The 19,533-nt window shown below is 65.8% G+C and carries 18 protein-coding genes; all 18 read right to left on the bottom strand.

Annotation, left to right across the window (positions count from 1 at the left end; genetic code table 11):
• Positions 1–40: 40 nt before the first annotated feature.
• The 18 genes from ureC to KCG88_RS20555 all read right to left on the bottom strand — a co-directional run bounded on the left by ureC (position 41) and on the right by KCG88_RS20555 (position 19,484).
• On the bottom strand, positions 41–1,741 hold the full coding sequence (gene ureC / locus KCG88_RS20640) for an urease subunit alpha (protein ID WP_011058999.1): 1,701 nt from the start codon (positions 1,739–1,741) through the stop codon (positions 41–43).
• Between the two features lie 108 nt (positions 1,742–1,849).
• Positions 1,850–2,155: an urease subunit beta gene (locus KCG88_RS20635; protein ID WP_047283720.1), complete on the bottom strand. Its 306-nt coding sequence runs from the start codon at positions 2,153–2,155 to the stop codon at positions 1,850–1,852.
• Positions 2,152–2,685, bottom strand: coding sequence for a GNAT family N-acetyltransferase (locus tag KCG88_RS20630; protein ID WP_011059001.1), 534 nt, complete (start codon positions 2,683–2,685; stop codon positions 2,152–2,154). Before KCG88_RS20630 ends, KCG88_RS20635 begins: the two co-directional genes overlap by 4 nt.
• A 7-nt stretch (positions 2,686–2,692) precedes the next feature.
• A complete protein-coding gene (locus KCG88_RS20625) occupies positions 2,693–3,226 on the bottom strand; it encodes a GNAT family N-acetyltransferase (RefSeq protein ID WP_047283721.1) in 534 nt (177 codons plus the stop codon).
• Between the two features lie 9 nt (positions 3,227–3,235).
• A complete protein-coding gene (gene ureA / locus KCG88_RS20620) occupies positions 3,236–3,538 on the bottom strand; it encodes an urease subunit gamma (protein WP_011059003.1) in 303 nt (100 codons plus the stop codon).
• Positions 3,539–3,595: 57 nt separating this feature from the next.
• On the bottom strand, positions 3,596–4,435 hold the full coding sequence (locus KCG88_RS20615; RefSeq protein ID WP_210713006.1) for an urease accessory protein UreD: 840 nt from the start codon (positions 4,433–4,435) through the stop codon (positions 3,596–3,598).
• A gap of 30 nt (positions 4,436–4,465) precedes the next feature.
• Positions 4,466–5,164: an urea ABC transporter ATP-binding subunit UrtE gene (urtE, locus tag KCG88_RS20610; RefSeq protein ID WP_047335547.1), complete on the bottom strand. Its 699-nt coding sequence runs from the start codon at positions 5,162–5,164 to the stop codon at positions 4,466–4,468.
• A gap of 103 nt (positions 5,165–5,267) precedes the next feature.
• Positions 5,268–6,128, bottom strand: coding sequence for an urea ABC transporter ATP-binding protein UrtD (gene urtD, locus KCG88_RS20605; RefSeq protein WP_047283724.1), 861 nt, complete (start codon positions 6,126–6,128; stop codon positions 5,268–5,270).
• Positions 6,125–7,204 carry an urea ABC transporter permease subunit UrtC gene (gene urtC / locus KCG88_RS20600; protein WP_047283725.1) on the bottom strand — a complete coding sequence of 360 codons (1,080 nt, stop codon included), beginning with the start codon at positions 7,202–7,204 and terminating at the stop codon, positions 6,125–6,127. The genes urtD and urtC overlap by 4 nt, the downstream gene beginning before the upstream one ends.
• Positions 7,204–8,706: an urea ABC transporter permease subunit UrtB gene (gene urtB / locus KCG88_RS20595; protein ID WP_210713005.1), complete on the bottom strand. Its 1,503-nt coding sequence runs from the start codon at positions 8,704–8,706 to the stop codon at positions 7,204–7,206. Before urtB ends, urtC begins: the two co-directional genes overlap by 1 nt.
• A gap of 147 nt (positions 8,707–8,853) precedes the next feature.
• On the bottom strand, positions 8,854–10,119 hold the full coding sequence (gene urtA, locus KCG88_RS20590; protein ID WP_019094029.1) for an urea ABC transporter substrate-binding protein: 1,266 nt from the start codon (positions 10,117–10,119) through the stop codon (positions 8,854–8,856).
• A gap of 225 nt (positions 10,120–10,344) precedes the next feature.
• On the bottom strand, positions 10,345–10,644 hold the full coding sequence (locus KCG88_RS20585; RefSeq protein WP_080966898.1) for a hypothetical protein: 300 nt from the start codon (positions 10,642–10,644) through the stop codon (positions 10,345–10,347).
• Between the two features lie 147 nt (positions 10,645–10,791).
• Positions 10,792–11,802 carry an iron ABC transporter permease gene (locus tag KCG88_RS20580; protein ID WP_210713004.1) on the bottom strand — a complete coding sequence of 337 codons (1,011 nt, stop codon included), beginning with the start codon at positions 11,800–11,802 and terminating at the stop codon, positions 10,792–10,794.
• Positions 11,799–12,758: an ABC transporter substrate-binding protein gene (locus KCG88_RS20575; RefSeq protein WP_047335551.1), complete on the bottom strand. Its 960-nt coding sequence runs from the start codon at positions 12,756–12,758 to the stop codon at positions 11,799–11,801. The genes KCG88_RS20580 and KCG88_RS20575 overlap by 4 nt, the downstream gene beginning before the upstream one ends.
• Positions 12,755–13,543 (bottom strand): ABC transporter ATP-binding protein, encoded by a 789-nt coding sequence (locus KCG88_RS20570; protein ID WP_011059013.1) that lies wholly within the window; start codon positions 13,541–13,543, stop codon positions 12,755–12,757. The genes KCG88_RS20575 and KCG88_RS20570 overlap by 4 nt, the downstream gene beginning before the upstream one ends.
• 41 nt (positions 13,544–13,584) lie before the next feature.
• Positions 13,585–15,714 carry a TonB-dependent receptor gene (locus tag KCG88_RS20565; RefSeq protein WP_210713003.1) on the bottom strand — a complete coding sequence of 710 codons (2,130 nt, stop codon included), beginning with the start codon at positions 15,712–15,714 and terminating at the stop codon, positions 13,585–13,587.
• A 155-nt stretch (positions 15,715–15,869) separates the two neighbouring features.
• On the bottom strand, positions 15,870–17,252 hold the full coding sequence (locus tag KCG88_RS20560) for a PepSY domain-containing protein (RefSeq protein WP_210713002.1): 1,383 nt from the start codon (positions 17,250–17,252) through the stop codon (positions 15,870–15,872).
• 99 nt (positions 17,253–17,351) lie between these two features.
• Positions 17,352–19,484, bottom strand: a complete 2,133-nt coding sequence (locus KCG88_RS20555; RefSeq protein WP_210713001.1) for a TonB-dependent copper receptor — start codon at positions 19,482–19,484, stop codon at positions 17,352–17,354.
• Between the last annotated feature and the right edge of the window lie 49 nt (positions 19,485–19,533).

Genomic DNA, 19,533 nt, shown 5'->3' with positions numbered 1-19,533 from the left:
GAACATTTCAGCAGCCACTCTGCCCAGTGGTGGGCCTGCCCTAGAACAGGAAGTAGCGCTGGGCCATGGGCAGCACGTCTGCCGGTTCGCACCACAGCAGAACGCCATCAGCCTTGACCTGATAGGTCTGCGGATCGACTTCGATGTCCGGCAGGTAGTCGTTGTGGATCAGGTCGGTTTTCTGCACGTTGCGACAGCCCTTGACCACGGCGATGCGTTTTTTCAGCCCCAACTGCTCCGGCACCCCGGCCTCCAGTGCGGCCTGGCTGATGAAGGTCAGGCTGGTGGCGTGACGGCTGCCGCCGAAGCTGGCGAACATCGGCCGGTAGTGCACCGGCTGCGGGGTCGGGATCGAGGCGTTGGCGTCGCCCATCAGGCTGGCGGCAATGGCCCCGCCCTTGAGGATCAGGGTCGGCTTGACCCCGAAGAACGCCGGGCGCCAGAGCACCAGGTCGGCCCATTTGCCCACTTCGACGGAGCCCACCTCATGGCTGATGCCGTGGGTGATCGCCGGGTTGATGGTGTACTTGGCGATGTAGCGCTTGACCCGGAAGTTGCTGTTGCCCGGGCCATCCCCCGGCAGCGGGCCGCGCTGCTTGTGCATCTTGTCGGCGGTCTGCCAGGTGCGGGTCACCACTTCGCCGACCCGGCCCATGGCCTGGCTGTCGGAGCTGATCATGGAGAAGGCCCCCAGGTCGTGGAGGATGTCTTCGGCGGCAATGGTCTCCCGGCGGATTCGGCTTTCGGCGAAGGCCACATCCTCGGCGATGCTCGGGTCCAGGTGATGGCAGACCATCAGCATGTCCAGGTGTTCGTCGATGGTGTTGCGGGTGAAGGGCCGGGTCGGGTTGGTGGAGCTGGGCAGCACGTTGGCCAGGCCGCAGGCCTTGATGATGTCCGGGGCATGGCCGCCGCCGGCGCCTTCGGTGTGGTAGGTATGGATGGTGCGGCCCTTGAAGGCGCCGAGGGTGGTTTCGACGAAGCCCGATTCATTGAGGGTGTCGGTGTGGATCGCCACCTGCACGTCGTACTCATCGGCCACGCTCAGGCAGTTGTCGATGCTGGCCGGGGTGCTGCCCCAGTCCTCGTGCAGCTTGAGGCCGATGGCCCCGGCCTTGACCTGTTCGATCAGCGGCTCGGGCAGGCTGGCGTTGCCCTTGCCGGTAAAGCCGATGTTCATGGCGAAGGCGTCCGCCGCCTGGAGCATGCGCGCCATGTGCCAGGGCCCGGAGGTGCAGGTGGTGGCGTTGGTTCCGGTGGCAGGTCCCGTGCCGCCACCGATCATGGTGGTGACGCCGCTCATCAGCGCCTCTTCGATCTGCTGCGGGCAGATGAAGTGGATATGGGTGTCGATGCCGCCGGCGGTGAGGATCATGCCCTCACCGGCGATGACCTCGGTGCTGGCGCCGATGGCGATGTTCACGTCGGGCTGGATATCCGGATTGCCGGCCTTGCCGATGGCGGCGATGCGCCCGTCCTTGAGGCCGACGTCGGCCTTGACGATGCCCCAGTGGTCGATGATCAGGGCGTTGGTGATCAGGGTGTCCACCACCTCGGCGGCCAGCAACTGGCTCTGGCCCATACCGTCACGGATCACCTTGCCGCCGCCGAACTTCACTTCTTCACCGTAGGTGGTGAAATCCTTCTCCACTTCGATCCACAGCTCGGTGTCGGCCAGCCGCACCTTGTCGCCCACGGTGGGGCCGAACATGTCGGCGTAGGCTTCACGGGAAATCTTCATCGCAGCTCCTTACAAAAACAGGTCTTGCAGGAGCCGGCTTGCCGGCGAAGGGGCCCGAAAGACCGCATTCGCCGGCAAGCTGCCTCCTACGTGCGTAGGGTCGAGGGATCAGAGGTCGCCCATGATCCGCCCGGCGAAGCCGAATACCCGGCGCTTGCCGGCCAGTTCCACCAGTTCCACTTCCCGGCTCTGGCCCGGTTCGAAGCGCACCGCGGTGCCGGCGGCGATGTTCAGGCGCATGCCGCGGCTGGCGGCGCGGTCGAAACTCAGGGCATCGTTGGTTTCGAAGAAGTGGTAGTGGGAGCCGACCTGGATGGGCCGGTCGCCGCTGTTGGAGACGTTCAGGCGCAGGGTACGGCGCCCGGCGTTGAGTTCGATTTCGCCGGGCTGGATCTGGTATTGGCCAGGAATCATAGGGGTTGTCCCAGGGTCTTGAAGTAGATGGCGGTGGCGGTATAGGTGCCGTCCGGGCTCTGGCAGTAATTGGGCAGTTCACCGACCCGGGTATAGCCCAGGGCGCGGTAGAACTCTTCCGCCGCGGAGCCGGCCTCGGTGTCCAGGTACAGCAGCCCGCGCTTGTGCTGGCGGGCGGCCTGTTCCAGGGCATTCATCAACTGCTGGCCCAGGCCGCGGCGGCGGGCGCTGTGCAGGACCTGAAGCTTCTGCACCTCGGCGCGGTTGCGCCCGTTGGCCTTCATGCACAGGGCCAGTTGCACGCTGGCCAGGACTTTCTCGTCGCGTACCACTACCCACAACAGCAGGCTGCCGTCCTCGACCCCGGCCTGCACGCTGCTGAGGTAGCTGCGGGCCTGGCTGTCGTCGAGATCGGCCATGAAGCCGATGGACGCACCATGCTGCACCGAGTCCAGCAGCAACTCGATCAGTCCCTGACGGTAATGGGCAAAGCTTTCTCCATGGACAAGGCGCAGTTGGGCGGCGTTCATCGAGATTTCACTCCTTGTGCGGGGCGGGCGGTTGCGCCCCGGGGTTGAGAATCAGCTGCATGAAGGTCAGGTCCAGCCAGCGCCCGAACTTGGTGCCCACCTGAGGCATCTGCCCGGTGCTGATGAACCCCAGGCGCTCATGCAGACGGACCGAGGCGCGGTTGCCGCTCTCGATGGCGGCCACCATCACGTGCTTGCCGCAGCCCCGGGCGCGCTCCAGCAGCACTGCCATCAACTGCGGGCCCAGGCCGTTGCCGCGCTGGTCGCCGCGCACATAGACCGAATGTTCCACGGTGTGGCGGAAGCCGTCGAAAGGCCGCCAGTCGCCGAAGGAAGCGTAGCCGAGCACCTGCTCCTCGGCGTTGATGATCACCAGGATCGGATAGCCCTGGGCCTGGCGTGCGCTGAACCAGGCCTGGCGGTTGCCCAGGTCTACCGGTTGCTCGTTCCAGATCGCCGTGGTGTTGAGCACGGCGTCGTTGTAGATGTCGCGGATCGCCGGCAGGTCGGCATGCAGGGCATCGCGGATGCGATAAGTCATGGCACGGCCTCAGGCGATGGGTTGGTGAACGGTGACCAGCTTGGTGCCGTCGGGAAAGGTGGCTTCCACCTGGATGTCCGGGATCATCTCCGGGATGCCTTCCATCACCTGCTCGCGGCTGAGCAGGGTGGTGCCGTAGTGCATCAGTTCGGCCACGGTCTGCCCGTCCCGGGCGCCTTCGAGCAGCGCCGCGGAGATATAGGCCATGGTTTCCGGGTAGTTGAGCTTGAGGCCGCGGGCCAGTCGCCGCTCGGCCACCAGGCCGGCGGTGAAGATCAGCAGCTTGTCTTTTTCGCGTGGGGTCAGATCCATCGTGGTCAATCCGTTGTCAGGCAGTAGAAAAAGGTGCAGTGGAAAAGGGCATGCGGGTCAGGTGTTCCAGATTCTGGGTGGCTTGGCTTCGCGGCCCAGCAGCGCCGGGCGCAGCAGGCGCCACAGCTCGATCAGCCAGGCCCGGGCCTGCAAAGCTTCGCTGGCCAGGCAGCGGGCCACCAGCAGGCCCGGCAGTTGGCTCAGGTCGCCGCGTACCGGGTGCGCCAGGGCGCGGCAGCGTTCCAGCAGTTCGCTGTCGATTTCACCGGTCACCAGCAAGGTGGCGAACACCGGCTGGCCATCCAGGCCGATGGGTGAGTCCAGCAGGCCGTCGCCACCGCCGATGCGCTGGCGCTCATGCCACAGCGGCCGGCCGTCGCGGTACAGGTCCAGGTGGGCCTGGAAATGCCCCAGCTCGAAGCGCTCGCCACTGGCCGGGCGACCCAGGGCAATGATGTCCCAGTAGAACAGCCGGGCATCGCCCTGCAATTCGATGCGTGTCGTGAGCTCGGCCTGGGCAGCGCTGAAGACGATGGTTTCCTGGGGCAGCCACTCCAGGGTCGCGCCCGGCGCCACCTGCAGGTTCAGGGTCTGGCTGGCCGGGCCGGTGGCGCGATACCACTTGGCCGCCCCGGGGCTGGTCAACTGGGCCCAGGCACCGCTGTCGACCCGGGCGCTGATGGCCAGCCGATCACCGCCGGCAATGCCGCCGGGCGGGTGGACGATGATGTGCTGGCAAACCTCGGGGCCTTCGGCATACAGGTGCTTCTGCACCCGCAGCGGGCCCAGGTGGCGGCGCAGCACCGGGCGGGTGGTGGCACCGCAACGGGCATAGGCCAGTTCCAGTTCGGCGTGCCAGCTGGGAGTGAACAGGGCGGTGGCGGCAGGTAGGTTCATGCTGGGTCGTTATCGTTAGGAGGCTACAGATTAGATCGTAACCAGGCCGCGTACACCCTCGGCCTGCATATTTTCGCCGCGGCCCTGCTGAATGATTTCTCCCCGGGACATCACCAGGTACTGGTCGGCCAGTTCGGCGGCAAAGTCGTAGAACTGCTCCACCAGCAGGATCGCCATGTCGCCCCGGGCCGCGAGCTTGCTGATCACCGCGCCGATCTCCTTGATCACCGAGGGCTGGATGCCTTCGGTGGGCTCATCGAGGATCAGCAGGCGCGGGCGGCTGGCCAGGGCCCGACCGATGGCCAGTTGTTGCTGCTGGCCGCCGGAGAGGTCGCCACCCCGGCGCTGCTTCATCTGCAACAGCACCGGAAACAATTCGTAGATAAAGGCCGGCACCTCCCTGGCTTGCTGGGCGCCGAAACGCGACAACCCCATCAGCAGGTTTTCCTCCACGGTCAGGCGGCCGAAGATTTCCCGGCCCTGGGGCACGTAGGCGATCCCGGCGTGAACCCGCTGGTGCGGCTTGTAGGCGGTGATGGCCTGGCCTTCCCAGGTGACCGCGCCCTGTCTGGCCGGCAGCAGGCCCATCAGGCACTTGAGCAGGGTGGTCTTGCCCACGCCGTTGCGCCCCAGCAGGCAGGTGACTTCACCGATCCGGGCCTCGAAGCTCAGGCCGCGCAGGATGTGGCTACCGCCGTAGTACTGGTGCAACTGGTCGACTTGGAGCATGGTCGGATACTCGAATTTTGTGGGAATTGCGGGGCGGTCTTCGCTGGCAAGCCAGCTCCTGCGGGAGGGGTAGGAACCGGCTTGTCGGCGAACGGCGATCGCGTTAACGGCCGAGGTAAACCTCGATCACCCGTTCGTTTTCCTGCACCTGCTCCAGGGAGCCTTCGGCCAGCACACTGCCCTGGTGCAGCACGGTGACGTGGTCGGCAATCGAGCCGACAAAGCCCATGTCGTGCTCCACCACCATCAGCGAGTGCCTGCCGGCCAGGCTCTTGAACAGCTCGGCGGTGAACTCGGTCTCGGCATCGGTCATGCCCGCCACCGGTTCGTCCAGCAACAGCAGTTGTGGGTCCTGCATCAGCAGCATGCCGATCTCCAGAAACTGCTTCTGGCCGTGGGACAGCAGGCCGGCCTGGCGCCGGGCCGAAGCCGTCAGGCGAATGGTCTCCAGCACCTGCTCGATACGGGCCTGCTGTTCGCCGTCCAGGCGCGCGCCGAGGCAGGCCCACACCGACTTGTCGGTCTTCTGCGCCAGCTCCAGGTTCTCGAAAACGCTCAGGGCCTCGAACACCGTGGGCTTCTGAAACTTGCGGCCGATCCCGGCCTGGGCGATCTGCACTTCGCTCATCAGGGTCAGGTCCAGGGTTTCGCCGAACCAGGCCTTGCCCCGGGAGGGGCGGGTCTTGCCGGTGATCACGTCCATCAGGGTGGTCTTGCCGGCTCCATTGGGCCCGATGATGCAGCGCAACTCGCCGACACCGATGTACAGGTTGAGGTCGTTGAGGGCTTTGAAACCGTCGAAGCTGACGCTGATGTCCTCCAGGGTCAGGATAGTGCCGTGGCGGGTGTTGAGGCCCTTGCCTGCGGCGTGGCCAAGGCCGATGGCGTCGCGGCTGGTGCCGGCGTCCTTGTTGGTGTCGAGAATGGGTTCGAGCATGAAGTCCGCCGTGGCTGTGACTCTCATTGTTCACCTCGTTTGTTCAGCAGGCCGATCACGCCCTTGGGCAGGTACAGGGTCACGACGATGAACAGCGCACCGAGGAAGAACAGCCAGTATTCGGGAAAGGCCACGGTGAACCAGCTCTTCATGCCGTTGACTACGCCGGCCCCCAGCAGCGGGCCGATCAGCGTGCCGCGCCCGCCCAGGGCGACCCACACGGCGGCCTCGATGGAGTTGGTGGGGGACATTTCGCTGGGGTTGATGATGCCCACCTGGGGCACGTACAGGGCCCCGGCCAGGCCGCACAGCACGGCGCTCAGCACCCAGACGAAAAGCTTGAAGCCGCGCGGGTCGTAGCCGCAGAACATCAGGCGGTTTTCGGCATCGCGCAGGGCCGTCAGCACCCGGCCGAACTTGCTCCGGGCCAGGCGCCAGCCCAGGTACAGGCTGGCCGCCAGCAGCAGTACCGTGGCCAGGAACAGCACCGCCCGGGTGCCCGGTTCGGTGATGCCGAAGCCCAGGATGCTGCGGAAGTTGGTAAAGCCGTTGTTGCCGCCAAAGCCGGTCTCGTTGCGAAAGAACAGCAGCATCCCGGCGAAGGTCAGGGCCTGGGTCATGATCGAGAAGTACACGCCCTTGATCCGCGAGCGGAAGGCGAAGAAGCCGAACACCAGGGCCAGCAGCCCCGGGGCCAGCACCACCAGGCACAGGGCCCAGAGGAAATGCTCGGTGCCGGTCCAGTACCAGGGCAGTTCGTTCCAGGAAAGGAAGGTCATGAAGGCCGGCAGGCCATCCCCGGCGGCCTGGCGCATCAGGTACATGCCCATGGCGTAGCCGCCCAGGGCGAAGAACAGGCCGTGGCCCAGGGACAGCAGCCCGGCGTAGCCCCAGACCAGGTCCAGGGCCAGGGCGACGATGGCGTAGCAGAGGATCTTGCCCACCAGGGTCAGGGTGTAGGCCGAGACCTGCAGCGGGTTGTCCGCCGGTAGCAGCGACAGCAGCGGCAGGGCCAGCAGCACCAGGAGCAGCAACGCCCCGACGGTGATCGTGACCCTGGGCCCGGCTTTCTGGGTGGCGGTAATGAGCAGTGGTTGATTCATCAGTCGATCACCCGTCCTTTCAGTGCGAAGAGTCCCTGCGGGCGTTTCTGGATAAACAGAATGATCAGCGCAAGGATCAGGATCTTGCCCAGCACGGCGCCGATCTGCGGTTCGAGGATCTTGTTCGCCACCCCCAGGCCGAAGGCCGCCAGCACGCTGCCGGCCAGTTGCCCGACCCCGCCCAGCACCACCACCAGGAACGAGTCGATGATGTAGCTCTGGCCCAGGTCCGGGCCGACGTTGCCGATCTGGCTCAGGGCCACGCCGCCCAGGCCCGCAATGCCCGAGCCGAGGCCAAAGGCGAGCATGTCCACGCGCCCGGTGGGCACGCCGCAGCAGGCGGCCATGTTGCGGTTCTGGGTCACCGCGCGCACGTTCAGGCCCAGGCGGGTCTTGTTCAGCAGCAGCCAGGTGAGCACCACGACAAAGAGCGCGAAGGCGATGATCACGATGCGGTTGTAGGGCAGTACCAGGTTGGGCAGCACCTGGATGCCGCCGGACAGCCAGGCCGGGTTCGCCACCTCGACGTTCTGCGCGCCGAACAGCAGGCGCACCAGCTGGATCAGCATCAGGCTGATGCCCCAGGTGGCCAGTAGGGTTTCCAGGGGCCGGCCGTAGAGGTGGCGGATCACCGTGCGCTCCAGGGCCATGCCGATCCCGGCGGTGACGAAAAACGCCACCGGCAGCGCCAGCAGCGGGTAGTACTCGATGGCCTGGGGGGCGTAGCGCTGGAACAGCAACTGCACCATATAGGTGGCGTAGGCGCCGAGCATCAACATCTCGCCGTGGGCCATGTTGATCACCCCCAGCAGGCCGAAGGTGATGGCCAGCCCCAGGGCCGCCAGCAGCAGGATCGAGCCCAGGGACAGGCCACTGAAGGCCTGGCCCAGCACTTCGCCCACCAGCAGCTTGCGCTTGACCTGGGCCAGGCTGGTTTCGGCAGCGGTGCGTACCGCGGCATCGGCTTCGACCCCGGGTTCGAGCAGGCCTTCGAGACGGGTGCGGGCCAGCGGGTCGCCGGTTTCCCCCAGCAGGCGCACGGCGGCCAGGCGCACCGCCGGGTCGCTGTCCACCAGTTGCAGGTTGGCCAGGGCCAGGCTCAGGGCATCGTGCACATCCGGGGCTTGCTCGGCGGCCAGTCGGGCATCGAGGAATTTCAGTTGCGCCGGCTTGGCGCTTTTTTGCAGTTGGCGGGCAGCGGCCAGACGGCTATTGGCGTCGCTGGCGAGCAACTGGTGGCTGGCCAGGGCGCTGTCGATCAGGCCCCGCAGGCGGTTGTTCAGGCGCAGGGTTCTACTTTCGCCGGCGATGTTCAACTGGCCCTGCTGCAGGGCGTTGAGCAGTTCCAGGCGCGCCGGGTCGGGCTGCGCGGCCCAGGTTTCCAGGAGCTGCGCCTGTTGGTTGGAGTTGGCCGCGACAAAATCTTCGGCTTCGCTGGCCTGGGCAGCCATGGGCAGCAGCAACAGGCAGACGAGGAGCAAACGGTAGAGAGCAGTGGGCATATCGATGTCCTTGAAAGCGCCTGGGTAACCTGTAGGAGCGAGCTTGCTCGCGATCCGCGCGGCGGCCAGCCAGGCGGTTTTCTTCGGAAGTCCTGTGGACCTCATCGCGAGCAAGCTCGCTCCTACGGGGAAGGCGTCAGGTTCGGATCAGTTGCTCTTGACCGCGTAGTCCGGCTTCTTGTCGTTGCCCGGGATGAACGGGCTCCAGGGCTGGGCGCGGATCGGGCCTTCGGTCTGCCAGACCACGTTGAACTGACCGTCGGGCTGGATCTCGCCGATCATCACCGGCTTGTGCAGGTGGTGGTTGGTCTTGTCCATGGTCAGGGTGTAGCCCGAAGGGGCGGCGAAGGTCTGCCCGGCCAGGGCCTCGCGAACCTTGTCGACATCGGTGGACTTGGCTTTCTCCACCGCCTGGGCCCACATGTGGATGCCGACGTAGGTGGCTTCCATCGGGTCGTTGGTCACCGCCTTGTCCGCGCCCGGCAGGTTCTTGGCCTTGGCGTAGGCCTTCCAGGCGGCGACGAACTTCTGGTTCACCGGGTTATCCACCGACTCGAAGTAGTTCCAGGCCGCGAGGTTGCCCACCAGTGGCTTGGTGTCGATGCCGCGCAGTTCTTCCTCGCCCACCGAGAAGGCCACCACCGGCACGTCGGTGGCCTTCAGGCCCTGGTTGGCCAGTTCCTTGTAGAAGGGCACGTTGGAGTCACCGTTGACCGTGGAGATCACCGCAGTCTTGCCACCGGCGGAGAACTTCTTGATGTTGGCGACGATGGTTTGATAGTCGCTGTGGCCGAACGGGGTGTAGACCTCTTCGATGTCCTTGTCGGCCACGCCCTTGGAGTGCAGGAACGAACGCAGGATCTTGTTGGTGGTGCGCGGGTAGACGTAGTCGGTGCCCAGGAGGAAGAAGCGCTTGGCGCTGCCGCCGTCCTCGCTCATCAGGTATTCCACCGCCGGGATCGCCTGCTGGTTCGGTGCGGCGCCGGTGTAGAAGACGTTGGGCGACATCTCTTCGCCTTCGTACTGCACCGGGTAGAACAGCAGGCCGTTGAGCTCCTCGAACACCGGCAGCACCGACTTGCGCGACACCGAGGTCCAGCAGCCGAATACCACCGCCACCTTGTCCTGGGTCAGCAACTGGCGGCCCTTCTCGGCGAACAGCGGCCAGTTCGAGGCCGGGTCCACCACCACCGGCTCCAGCAGCTTGCCGTTGACCCCGCCCTTGGCGTTGATTTCGTCGATGGTCATCAGCGCCATGTCCTTGAGGGACGTTTCGGAGATCGCCATGGTGCCCGACAGCGAGTGCAGGATCCCCACCTTGATGGTTTCGGCGGCCTGGACGGTCCAGGTCATGCCCATCGCGGCAATGCTTGCCGTGAGAGTGAAAGCCTTGAGCAAACTACGACGCTTCATTGTGCGATCTCCATGAACTCTTGATTTTTCAGGTGGTAGATGCGGACTGCTGAAGGGCTGTTTTGCAAGGGGTGTGCCGAGTCGGCGCAAGGCATGAAAACGTCGCTTTAACGGCGCGGGCGGGGGAGGTGATGCCCCAAGACGAGGCTTGGGCAAGGGGCTGGTGCGCCGGGGTGCGTCATTGTGGTGCTGCCGCTGGGCGGCAGCCATGGCCTGGGGGTGGCTTCAGTTCACGCCCGGGAAGGAATCGACATATTGGATGGTGAAGTCGGGAAAGGAGTCGACGATCTGGATCTTGTAGTCGGGAAAACCGTTGACGATTTTCCACTTGCCCGGCGCGTCGGCAAAGGAGCTGACCTGCTTCACCTTCAGGTCGGGAAAGGAGTTCACCACCTTGACCTTGTAATCGGGGAAGCTGTTGACGATCTGGATGTTGCCGTAGATTTTCGAGACGTCGACAGAGGTGTCGGCCACGGCGCCAAGGGAGGTGCCGAGCAGCAAGGTCAGGAGCGCGGTTCTGAACATGAGACTCATCCTGAGAGATCCAAGCGCGATCTTAAAGCAAGGGCAACGATTGTAGGAGCTGGCTGGCCAGCGAAGAGGCCTTCGAACCTGGCACAAGGCTCAGGAGCGCCTTCGCCGGCAAGCCGGCTCCTACAGAGGCGGGCACAGTCAGCGGCGGCGCATCAGGCCGATGAAGAACACCCCGCCGATGGCCGCGGTGGCCACGCCGATGGGCAGGTCCTCGGGGGCGATCAGGGTGCGCGCAGCCACGTCCACCCAGACCAGGAACACGCTGCCCAGCAGCACGCACACCGGCAGCAGCCGGCGGTGCTCGGCGCCCACCAGGCGCCGGGCAATGTGCGGCACCATCAGCCCGACAAAACCGATGGAGCCGCTGATGGACACCAGTACTCCGGTCATCAGCGAGGCAATCAGGAACACCTTCAGGCGCACATTGCGCGCGTTCAGGCCCAGGGTCACGGCGGTCTGTTCGCCGGCCATCAGGGCGTTCAGCGGCCGCGCCATGCCCAGCAGCAGCACCAGCCCCAGCAACACGCTGGCGGCGGGGATCGCCAGCAGTTCCCAGCGCGCCAGGCCCAGGCCGCCGAGCATCCAGAACATCACTGCGGAGCTGGCGCGGTGGTCGCCCATGAACAGCAGCAGGTTGGCCGCGGCCATCATCACGAACGACACCGCCACCCCGCACAGCAACAGCCGGTCGCTGTCGAGGCGGCCGTTGCGGGCGGCGATCCCCAGCACCAGCGCCATGCTCAGCAGGGCGCCGCCAAAAGCCGCCAGGGGCAGGGTCAAAAGCCCGATGACCTGGCCCAGGTGCAGCACCACGATCACCGCGCCGAGGGTGGCGCCGGAGGTGACCCCCAGCAGGTGCGGGTCGGCCAGGGGGTTGCGAGTCACCGCCTGCAGCACCGCGCCGATCAGTGCCAGCCCGGCACCCACCAGGGCCCCCAGGAGCATGCGCGGCACGCGGATCAGCCAGACGATGTGCTCCTGGCCCGGGTTCCAGTCCACAACGCCCAGGCCCAGGGCCTTGTGCAACAGAATGCGCCCCACCACCTCCACCGGCACCCGTGCCGGGCCAAAGCCCAGGGACACCACGCAGGACGCCAGCAGCAGGGCGCCCAGGGCCATCAGCAGTGCGGCATAGCGAGGACTGGTCATTCGCCGTGGAAACCCTTGGCCAGGGTTTCCACCGCCAGCACGTTGTCGATGCCCGGCGTGGCCTGCACATAGGGGATGACGATGAAGCGCTGGTTCTTGATCGCATCGACTCCTTGCAGGGCCTTGTTGTTCAGCAGGAACTGCTGCTTCTGTTCGGCGGTGACTTCGCTGTAGTCGACGATGACGATCACCTGCGGGTTGCGCTCGACCACGGTTTCCCAGTTGACCCGGGTCCAGCTGGCGTCCACGTCATCGAGGATATTGCGCCCGCCGGCCGCGTCGATCAGGGCCTGGGGCATGCCCAGGCGGCCCGAGGTCATGGCCCGGTCTTCGCCGCTGTCATAGAGGAATACCCGCGGCTTGTCCCTGGGCAGGTCCTTCTGTACCTGGGCCACCTGCTCCTGCATCTGCGCGATCAGGGCGTTGGCGCGATCCTGCACGTCGAAGATCCGCCCGAGGTTACGCAGGTCGGTGTAGGTGTCCTCGAGGCTGGCGGCCGGGCGCTTCATCACGAAGGCGCAGGACTCGGTCAGCTCGTAGACGTTGATCCCCAGCGGCGCCAGGGTCTGGGGCGTGAGGTCGCCGCCCACGCGCATGCCGTAGTCCCAGCCGGCGAAGAAGAAGTCGACGTTGGCATTGAGCAGGGTTTCCACCGACGGGTACTTGGCCGCCAGTTCCGGCAGGCCGTCGAGCAGGGTGCTCATCTGCGGGGTCACGGCTTTCCAGCCGCTGATCCCGCTGTAGCCCACCATGCGCGGCTTGAGCCCCAGGGCGAGCATCATCTGGGTCATGTTGATGTCATGGCTGAGGGCGTGTTGCGGCGCTTGCTTGAAGGTCACTTGCCGGTTGCAACTGGTGATGGTCAGCGGGTAGTGGGTGGCCTCGGCGAAGGCCTGGGCGGCCCCCAGTGACAGGGCCAGGAGCAGGCTGGAGCGAAGCAGGGAGCGCAAGGTCATGGTTGGGTGATCCAGGTGATTCGTGGGTAGCCGGACAGGGGGTGGGCGTCGATCAGCGCCTCGACGCCGAAGACGTTGCGCAGCAACTCGACAGTGAGCACCTCGCCGGGCGTGCCGCTGGCGACGATGCGCCCGTGGTCGAGGACATACAGGCGGTCGCAGAAGGCCGCGGCCAGGTTCAGGTCGTGGATGCTCGCCAGGGTACCGATGCCCAGGCGCTTGACCCGCTGCAGCAACTCCAGCTGGTAGCGCGGGTCGAGGTGGTTGGTGGGCTCGTCGAGGATCAGCAACTGGGGTTGCTGGGCCAAAGCGCGGGCCAGGATCACCCGCTGTTTCTCACCGCCGGACAGGGTGGCGAAGGCGTGGTCCTCGAAGCCCAGCAGGCCCACCGATTCCAGGGCCTCGCGGGCGATGCGCCGGTCGTCCTGGGTGTCGCCGTCGAACAGGCCCTTGTGCGGGGTGCGGCCCATGGCGACCACCTCTTGCACGGTCAGGCCGAAGGCGTCGGGAAACTCCTGGAGGACCACGGCGATGCGTTGCGCGCACCAGCGCGGCGACTGCTTCCACACATTCTGGTGCTCAAGCTGCACCTCGCCCTGCTGCGGCTTGCTGAAGCGATAGGCGCAGCGCAGCAGGCTGGTCTTGCCGCTGCCGTTGGGCCCTATCAGGCCGACGAACTCGCCGGCCGCCACCTGCAGGCTGGCCTCACGCAGTTGGAACTGGTGGTGGCAGTGGCCCTGGCCCAGGGGTGTCCAGGCCAGGTTGGTGAGGTTCAGCGAGGTCATGCCGTATCCGTGTGGTCCCCGCGCGGTGGCCGCAGGTGAGGTTAAAAGGTGTAGTCAGCGGTGACGAAGAACGAGCGCGGCTCGCCAAGTATCCATTGCTGGCCGTCATTGTATTGGCTTTGCGCGTACTGGCGGTCAAACAGGTTGTTCAATTGCAGGCCCAGGGTGGTGCTGGGCAGGGCTTTCCACGACAGCGCGGCATCCACCACGGTGTAGCTGGGCAACTGATTCTGGTTGGCCATGTCGGCGTAGCGCGCGTCTACGTAGCGCACTCCGGCGCCGGCCCGCAGGTCATCGTTGAGGGCCTTGCTCAGCCACAGGTTGGCGGTGCGCCGGGGCACGTCCACCGGGCGCTTGCCGTCGCGGGAGACCTGCACGCCGTCGACGTCCTGCTGGAAGTCGTCGTACCGGGCGCGAACGATGGCGGCGTTGGCCTGCAGTTGCCAGGCGCGGGGCAGTTGCAGGTCCAGGCTGGCTTCCAGGCCGTTGGAGGATTGCTGGCCCACTTGCTGTTTCAGGTCCGGGTCGCCCGGGACATCGGTCAGCAGCTTCTTCTTGACGATGTGGTAGGCCGCCAGGGTCCATTCGCCACGCTGGTCCCAGAACATCTGCTTGAGGCCGATCTCGGTTTGCCTGGCGCTGGAGAGGTCGAATTGCTGTTGGCTCTTGCTCAGGGAAATCAGACCGCCGACACCGTCGGTACTGGTGGAGTACTGGCCATAGAGGGAGGTGTCCGGGGTCACCGCAAACACCAGCCCGGCCTTCCAGTTGTTACCGGTCAGGGTCTTGTCGCTTCGGCTGTCGTCCTTCAAATCATCGCGATCAATATGCACGTAATCGCGGCGTACACCGGTCACCAGGGACCAGCGCTCGCTGAGCTGCAGGCGGTTTTCGGCGAACACCGATAGTTGTTTGGTGGTGGTCTTGAACTGGTCGCGGTAAGGGCTGTTGCTGGCGAAGTCGTCCGGGGCCGGGTGGTACAGGTCCACCGGTTGACCAGTGGCATAGGCATCGCTGAACGGCGAGTTGCTTTTCAGGTGGAAGCGGATGCGGTTGTAGTCGACCCCGGTCAGGGTCTGGCTGTCGAGGCCCAGCAGCGAGTGCTTGAAGGTGAAGGTCTGGCGGTCGCCGACCTGTTCCTGCTGGTGACCGATGCCGAAGTTGCCGCTGCGGGTCAGTTGGCCGGTGCTCGGGTTGAAGTTGTAGTTCTCGGCGTTCTGCCAGCGGCGCTGGGCCTTGAGGTAGTACAGCTCGTTGCTGGCACTGAGGTTGTCGGAGATCTGCCATTGGCTGGTCAGGCGGGTCCACTGGTCGTTGTAGTGCTGCTTGTCGTTGCCGACGTTGTAGTTCTTGTCCCGCAGGCTTTTGTGCAAACGCCCGTCGATCAGCGGCGTGCCGAAGTAGTTCATCGGGTTCTGGTCGCCGTAGTCGTGGGCCAGGGTGAAGGCCAGGTCGTCACGGGCCTGCCAGCGCAGGGCAGCGCTGACGAAGTCGCCGGAGGAGTCGCCCCGGTCGATCCAGCCGTTGCTGCGCTCGCGGTTGAGGTTGAGCCGGTAGCTCAGGGTGTCGCTCAGGGAGCCGCCGCTGTCCAGGGCCTGCTGCTGGCGATCGAAGGAGCCGTAGCCCAGACGCAGGTGGTTTTCGATTTCGCCGCTGAACGGCTTTTTCGCAATGGTATTGATCACCGCACCGGTGGCGCCTTCGCCGTACAGCACCGAGGCCGGGCCGCGCAGCACGTCGACCCGCTCCACCGCCCAGGTGTCCACCGGGAAGGTCACGGTGCCCATGCCGGTGTACATGCGGTTGCCGTCATACAACTGCATCACCGAGTTCTGCCCGGTAAAGCCCCGTGCCGACAGCGAGGTGCCGCCGTCGCCCGGGGTGCCGGTGCGGCTGATGCCGGCGCTGCGCGATACCGCGTCCTGGATGCTCCGATCGCCCCGGGCGCGGATCCGTTCGCCGCTCAGGCTGTCGGTGCTGGCCGGAGTTTCCAGGGCGCTCAGGCCCAGGCGCGAACCGGCGCTGGTGGGGGTGGCCAGGCTGATGTTGTCGTCGGCTTCGCTGGCGGTGGCGGAGATGGTGCCGGTGGGCAGGGTCAGGGCGGAGTCGTCGGCCCGGGCCGGGGAAGGCAGGGCCATCAGGCAGAGGCTGAGCAGCAGGTACTTGTTCATCGGGACGGTGAATCACTTCTTTCAGAGGGTTGCCCGCAGCGGATGAGGCTGCGGGCGAGGATCTTACACTAAATGTTATAAGGTAACATTATAACTGTGCGCGACTGAAGCGCGCGGAGTGTACAGAGCCCTCTGGAATGCGCATCTCGGCTGACTCATGTTGAAGATGAGGCGGATTCAGGATCACGGTTCCAGCGCGATAGCAGCAGGCGGTCCAGCAGCCAGACCAAGACCAGCGAAGCCCCCACCAGCGGGAAGGCCAGGGCCAGCAGGCCGATGACCAGCATTGCGGTTTTCCAGCGTGGCAGGTCGTGGCGCAGTGGTGGTACGCCGAGCCGGCCCTGGGGCCGTCGTTGCCACCACATGATGAGACCACTCACGGCACCCAGCAGGATCATCAGGCACACCACCAGCACCAGGATCTGGTTGAAGCGCCCGAACATCTTGCCTTCGTGCAGCATCACCCCCAGCTCGGTGGCCCGGGCCACGTTGCTGTAGTCCTTCCAGCGCACATCGGCGAGCACCTGGCCGCTGTACTGGTCGACGTGCAGGGTGGCGTCGTGGCGCGGGTCGTCGGCGAATACGGCGATGGTGAATACCCCTGTCGCCGTACTCGGCAGGGTGATGCTGTAGCCCGCTTCGACCTGGCGCTGACGGGCGATGTCCTGCACCGCCTGCAGGCTGATGGCGGGGGCGGCCGCAGCGGTATTGCCGGCGTTGTGGGCCATGTGCTCGGCGTGGTCGCCGGACATCGGCATGGGGGTGTTTTCCAGGGCCCAGGGCACGGTCTGGCGAGCGGCGCTGTTGAGCTCGCCGGCTTTCTGGTCGGAGGTCGGCACGTCGTTCCACATGGCTGCGGGGAAGCGGTTCCACAGGTCGGCGTACTGCTTGCCCCAGAAGCCGGTCCAGGTCATGCCGCTGAGCAGCATCAGCAGCAGGAAGGCCGAGCCCCAGAAACCCAACACACCGTGCAGGTCACGCCAGAACAGGCGGCCGCGGGCCCCCCAGCGTGGCCAGAGTACCCCGGCCGAAGTCTTGCCCCGTGGCCACCACAGGTACAGGCCCGAAACCACCAGGACAATGCCCCAGCTCGCGGCCAGTTCCACCAGCCGGTCACCCAGGGTGCCGATCATCAGCTCGCCATGAATGGCCCGGGCCATGGCCTGCAGGTTGCCCTTGGCATCCTGCTCGCCGAGCACGTCGCCGTGGTAGGGGTCGATGAATACATTGAGTTCCTGGCCGTTGTGCTGCACCACGAACTGCGCGCTGCGCTCGGCGTCCACAGGGGGCAGGTACTGCTTGATATGGCCCTGGGGGTAGGCGGCCTGAACCCTTTGCAACAGCTCATCGGCGCTGAGGCTGTGGTGGGCGGCAGGCACCTTGAGCAGGCTGGGGTACATCAGCGGGTCCAGTTGCGGCTTGAACAGGTAGACGATGCCGGTCAGGGCCAGCATCACCATGAAGGGGGCGACGAACAGCCCGGCGTAGAAATGCCAGCGCCAGGCCAGGTTATAGAAAGACACTTTGGGTCGGTTCATCGGGGAGGGCTCCGCAAGGCCTTGGATTATTTTTTATGGGGTCTGTTCGCCGGCAAGCCGGCTCCTACAAGGAGGGGCTGGCTTGCTGGTGAAGGGCTATCAGAAACTCAGGTCGACCTTGGTCCAGAGGGTGCGCCCCGGTTCCTTGATGGCTTGCGGGTCCGTCGCCGGGTAGCCGAAGCCGGCATTGCCCGCCAGGTTCAGGTGCTCGGCGTAGGCCTTGCCGAACAGGTTGTCGACCCCGGTGCTGAGCTTGAGGTTCTTGGTCACCCGGTAGGCGCCGTTGAGGGAAAACACGCCGAAGCCGCCGCTCTTGCCGAAGTCCTTGCCGACCACGTTGCCCTTGTTCAGGTCCACCCGGTTTTGCGCTGCGACCACGCGCCACAAGGCTCCGGCGCTCCAGTCGTCCTCGCTGTAGGTCAGGCCCAGGCGCGCGTCCAGCGGCGGCATCTGTGGCAGGGCCTTGCCGTCGCTGCTGTTCTTGCCCCATGCGTAGGCCAGGGTCGCGTCGGCTTTCCAGTTGGAGGTCAGCTTGTAGGCCGCGCCCAGTTCGCCGCCCATGATCCGCGCGTCGATGTTATCGGCCCGGGACATGCTCATGCCGCCCATGGCCGGGCTGTAGTCGAAGAGGATGTAGTCGCGTACCTGGCCGATGTAGCCCGAGGCCCAGGCTTCCAGGTCTTCACTCTGGTATTGCAGGCCGAAGTCGAGCTGGGTGGTCTTTTCCGGCTTGATCGAATCGAAGGCGTTCACCGAGCCGGCCGGGCCCATGTTCGGCGAGAACAGTTCCCAGTAGTCGGGGAAGCGCTGGGTGTGGCCAAGGCCGACGTAGAGCGTGGTGGGGCTGTCGGCCAGATCATGCTCGTAGCGTACGAAGCCGCTGGGCAGGGTATCGGCCCGGGTGTCGCCGGCAGTGGGGTTGGGGCGGCTCATCATTCCCGAGCCGATGCTTTGCCGGTAGTCCTTGGCCGAGGCACGGTCCAGGCGCGCGCCGGTGATCATGCGGTCACGCTCGGCGGCGTACCAGGTCAGCTCACCGAAGGCCCCGTAGTTGTGGAAGTCGGCGTCCTTGGTGCGAGGCAGCTCTTTGTAGGTATCGATGCCGCTGCTGGCGCGGTTGCGGTGTTCGTTGGTCTGGGCGTCCAGGCCGCCGATCAACTGCAGGTCGGCCCAGCGCCAGGTAGCCTTGATCCGCGCCCCGAGGGTGCGACGGTCGACGTTGGAGGCCATGGGGCCGGCCATCATTCCGGTGCCGGACGGGGTGCGCAGGCTGTAGTTGTCCATCACGTGGTCGGCGTAGTTGTAGTAGACCTGGGCCTCGACCTTGTCCAGCACCTCGCCGAGGTTGGACTTCTCGAAACGCAGGCCCAGGCTTTCGCGCTTGAATTGCGAGCCGTCCATGCCGCGCCCGGCGTAGCGGGCTTCGCCATCGCCCTTGCCGGCGGTGAGTTCCAGCAGGGTGTCGGCGTCCGGGGTCCAGCCCAGGGCCACGTCACCGTTCCACTTGTCGTAGCGCGAGGCCACGGTGTCATTGTTGCCGTCGCGGTAGTCGTCGGCGTGGGCGGTGTTGCCGATCACCCGCACATAACCCAGGGGGCCACCGGCGGCGGCATCCAGGGTCTTGTCGAAGCGCCCGTTGGAGCCGGCCAGCAGGCTGGCATTGACCCGGGTGCCGAGTTCGCCGAAGTGTTCCGGTTCACGTTCGAAAAGCACCGTGCCGGCCGAGGCGCCCGGGCCCCAGAGCACGGTCTGCGGGCCCTTGATCACGGTCAGCCGGTCGTAGGTTTCCGGAGAGATGTAAGAGGTCGGCGCGTCCATGCGGCCCGGGCAGGCGCCGAGCATCATGCCGCCGTTGGTGAGGATGTTCAGCCGCGAGCCGAACATGCCCCGCAGTACCGGGTCGCCGTTGGTGCCGCCGTTGCGCACCAGGGCAAAGCCGGGAATGGTCTTGAGGTAGTCGCCGCCGTCACTGGCCGGTACCGGCTGGCGCGGGTCCTTGGGGTTGGTGACCACGGTCAGGGGCGAGCTTGGGGCGATGGCGGTGATCACCGTCGGGCTCAGTTCGGTGCTGTGCCGGGAGTGGTCCGTTGCGGCATCGTCGGCCAGTGCCAGGGGTGTCAGCAGAGCGCCGCAGAGGACCGCGAGGGCGCGGTTGAAGTGCTGGCGCGCAGGGTTCAGGGCGAAGGTCTTGAGTGGCTGGGCAACGCCCAGGCGAGAGTCGGCAGAAAACATAGATGTTCCATCGTTCGGTCTTGAATGACACGGCCGCGGGTACGCGCCT

It is taken from the genome of Pseudomonas sp. MWU349, assembly GCF_017947325.1.
Lineage (GTDB): Bacteria > Pseudomonadota > Gammaproteobacteria > Pseudomonadales > Pseudomonadaceae > Aquipseudomonas > Aquipseudomonas protegens.
This window is presented reverse-complemented; position numbering and strand designations above follow the sequence as displayed.

Excerpts from the sequence above, each read along its gene's own strand:
- ureC (WP_011058999.1), bottom strand. The coding sequence starts at position 1,741 with ATGAAGATTTCCCGTGAAGCCTACGCCGACATGTTCGGCCCCACCGTG.
- KCG88_RS20635 (WP_047283720.1), bottom strand. The coding sequence starts at position 2,155 with ATGATTCCTGGCCAATACCAGATCCAGCCCGGCGAAATCGAACTCAAC.
- KCG88_RS20630 (WP_011059001.1), bottom strand. The coding sequence starts at position 2,685 with ATGAACGCCGCCCAACTGCGCCTTGTCCATGGAGAAAGCTTTGCCCAT.
- KCG88_RS20625 (WP_047283721.1), bottom strand. The coding sequence starts at position 3,226 with ATGACTTATCGCATCCGCGATGCCCTGCATGCCGACCTGCCGGCGATC.
- ureA (WP_011059003.1), bottom strand. The coding sequence starts at position 3,538 with ATGGATCTGACCCCACGCGAAAAAGACAAGCTGCTGATCTTCACCGCC.
- KCG88_RS20615 (WP_210713006.1), bottom strand. The coding sequence starts at position 4,435 with ATGAACCTACCTGCCGCCACCGCCCTGTTCACTCCCAGCTGGCACGCC.
- urtE (WP_047335547.1), bottom strand. The coding sequence starts at position 5,164 with ATGCTCCAAGTCGACCAGTTGCACCAGTACTACGGCGGTAGCCACATC.
- urtD (WP_047283724.1), bottom strand. The coding sequence starts at position 6,128 with ATGAGAGTCACAGCCACGGCGGACTTCATGCTCGAACCCATTCTCGAC.
- urtC (WP_047283725.1), bottom strand. The coding sequence starts at position 7,204 with ATGAATCAACCACTGCTCATTACCGCCACCCAGAAAGCCGGGCCCAGG.
- urtB (WP_210713005.1), bottom strand. The coding sequence starts at position 8,706 with ATGCCCACTGCTCTCTACCGTTTGCTCCTCGTCTGCCTGTTGCTGCTG.
- urtA (WP_019094029.1), bottom strand. The coding sequence starts at position 10,119 with ATGAAGCGTCGTAGTTTGCTCAAGGCTTTCACTCTCACGGCAAGCATT.
- KCG88_RS20585 (WP_080966898.1), bottom strand. The coding sequence starts at position 10,644 with ATGTTCAGAACCGCGCTCCTGACCTTGCTGCTCGGCACCTCCCTTGGC.
- KCG88_RS20580 (WP_210713004.1), bottom strand. The coding sequence starts at position 11,802 with ATGACCAGTCCTCGCTATGCCGCACTGCTGATGGCCCTGGGCGCCCTG.
- KCG88_RS20575 (WP_047335551.1), bottom strand. The coding sequence starts at position 12,758 with ATGACCTTGCGCTCCCTGCTTCGCTCCAGCCTGCTCCTGGCCCTGTCA.
- KCG88_RS20570 (WP_011059013.1), bottom strand. The coding sequence starts at position 13,543 with ATGACCTCGCTGAACCTCACCAACCTGGCCTGGACACCCCTGGGCCAG.
- KCG88_RS20565 (WP_210713003.1), bottom strand. The coding sequence starts at position 15,714 with ATGAACAAGTACCTGCTGCTCAGCCTCTGCCTGATGGCCCTGCCTTCC.
- KCG88_RS20560 (WP_210713002.1), bottom strand. The coding sequence starts at position 17,252 with ATGAACCGACCCAAAGTGTCTTTCTATAACCTGGCCTGGCGCTGGCAT.
- KCG88_RS20555 (WP_210713001.1), bottom strand. The coding sequence starts at position 19,484 with ATGTTTTCTGCCGACTCTCGCCTGGGCGTTGCCCAGCCACTCAAGACC.